Annotated in this window: 2 protein-coding genes and 2 pseudogenes; 3 read left to right on the forward strand and 1 reads right to left on the reverse strand. The window is 51.2% G+C overall.

Features of this window, described 5'->3' with window-relative positions; translation table 11 throughout:
* A pseudogene (locus BFF42_RS15440) lies at nt 1-438 on the forward strand (IS1-like element IS1B family transposase); the annotation flags it as partial.
* A 279-nt stretch (nt 439-717) separates the two neighbouring features.
* Nucleotides 718-1,692 (forward strand): porphobilinogen synthase, encoded by a 975-nt coding sequence (gene hemB, locus BFF42_RS15445; protein ID WP_039060022.1) that lies wholly within the window; start codon nt 718-720, stop codon nt 1,690-1,692.
* A gap of 105 nt (nt 1,693-1,797) precedes the next feature.
* On the opposite strand, the pseudogene BFF42_RS15450 reads toward hemB, so the two are convergent.
* A pseudogene (locus BFF42_RS15450) lies at nt 1,798-2,019 on the reverse strand (TauD/TfdA family dioxygenase); the annotation flags it as partial.
* 49 nt (nt 2,020-2,068) lie between these two features.
* Here BFF42_RS15450 and BFF42_RS28355 point away from each other — a divergent pair.
* The coding region (locus BFF42_RS28355; protein WP_165888145.1) for an IS1 family transposase at nt 2,069-2,119 on the forward strand (51 nt) is incomplete at its 3' end.

The following is a 2,119-nucleotide window of genomic DNA, read 5'->3' on the forward strand; positions in this document are numbered from 1 at the left end:
AGGCCGCAGTCGGTAACCTCGCGCATACAGCCGGGCAGTGACGTCATCGTCTGCGCGGAAATGGACGAACAGTGGGGATACGTCGGGGCTAAATCGCGCCAGCGCTGGCTGTTTTACGCGTATGACAGGCTCCGGAAGACGGTTGTTGCGCACGTATTCGGTGAACGCACTATGGCGACGCTGGGGCGTCTTATGAGCTTGCTGTCACCCTTTGACGTGGTGATATGGATGACGGATGGCTGGCCACTGTATGAATCCCGCCTGAAGGGAAAGCTGCACGTAATCAGCAAGCGATATACGCAGCGAATTGAGCGGCATAACCTGAATCTGAGGCAGCACCTGGCACGGCTGGGACGGAAGTCGCTGTCGTTCTCAAAATCGGTGGAGCTGCATGACAAAGTCATCGGGCATTATCTGAACATAAAACACTATCAATAAGTTGGAGTCATTACCAAATATCTTATCAATATACAACAAAGTTTGAATTATTCAATTTATAGCAGCACAACCAAACGCCAAAAAAAATAATAACCAAGAGCTATAAATAAAGATTAAAAATATTTTCAGTGAATATGAACTTATTGCTATTTCTATTACAAAGATGTCCTGGTCTCTCTTTCATTCTCTTCTTGTCAACATCACGACAACTTTCGTAAAACACTCCTGCCCCGCTTCAGGTATACTGTGCACCTTAATTCCACAAACATCAGGCAGACCATGACAGACTTAATCCAACGCCCTCGTCGCCTGCGCAAATCTCCTGCGCTGCGCGCTATGTTTGAAGAGACAACACTTAGCCTTAACGACCTGGTGTTGCCGATCTTTGTTGAAGAAGAAATTGACGACTACAAAGCCGTTGAAGCCATGCCAGGCGTGATGCGCATTCCAGAGAAACATCTGGCACGCGAAATTGAACGCATCGCCAACGCCGGTATTCGTTCCGTGATGACTTTCGGCATCTCTCACCATACCGATGAAACCGGCAGCGACGCCTGGCGGGAAGATGGACTGGTGGCGCGTATGTCGCGCATCTGCAAGCAGACTGTGCCAGAAATGATCGTCATGTCAGACACTTGTTTCTGTGAATACACTTCTCACGGTCACTGCGGTGTGCTGTGCGAGCATGGCGTCGACAACGACGCGACTCTGGAAAATTTAGGCAAGCAAGCCGTGGTTGCAGCTGCTGCAGACGCAGACTTCATCGCCCCTTCCGCCGCGATGGACGGCCAGGTACAGGCGATTCGTCAGGCGCTGGACGCTGCAGGCTTTAAAGATACGGCGATTATGTCGTATTCGACCAAGTTCGCCTCTTCCTTTTATGGCCCGTTCCGTGAAGCTGCCGGAAGCGCATTAAAAGGCGACCGCAAAAGCTATCAGATGAACCCAATGAACCGTCGCGAGGCGATTCGTGAGTCACTGCTGGATGAAGCCCAGGGCGCAGACTGCCTGATGGTTAAACCTGCTGGAGCGTACCTCGACATCGTGCGTGAGCTGCGTGAACGTACTGAATTGCCGATTGGCGCGTATCAGGTGAGCGGTGAGTACGCGATGATTAAGTTCGCCGCGCTGGCGGGTGCTATAGATGAAGAGAAAGTCGTGCTCGAAAGCTTAGGTTCAATTAAGCGTGCGGGTGCGGATCTGATTTTCAGCTACTTTGCGCTGGATTTGGCTGAGAAGAAGATTCTGCGTTAATTTTTTTCCTCTCAGAAAGGGGGAGTTAACCTGTTGAAAGTACGGTGAACGCCCCCTCACCCTAACCCTCTCCCCAAGGGGGCGAGGGAACCGTCCGCACTCGTATCACCCCGCCCGATAAAACGGTTTATCCCCAAGAATCGTCACCCGATGCATAATCCGCCGCTGTGGCAGGTAATCGGCATTGGCATAGTGCTGAGTCACGCGGTTATCCCAAATCGCAATATCATTCGGTTGCCAGCGCCAACGCACCTGAAACTCCGGTTTAGTGATATGGGCGAATAAAAAGCCTAACAAGGCTTCGCTCTCTTTCTCGCTGACGGTGATGCTGCCAACTTACTGATTTAGTGTATGATGGTGTTTTTGAGGTGCTCCAGTGGCTTCTGTTTCTATCAGCTGTCCCTCCTGTTCAGCTACTGACGGGGTG

This window comes from Shigella sp. FC1661 (assembly GCF_001712525.1).
In the GTDB taxonomy this organism is placed as follows: Bacteria; Pseudomonadota; Gammaproteobacteria; order Enterobacterales; family Enterobacteriaceae; genus Escherichia; species Escherichia coli.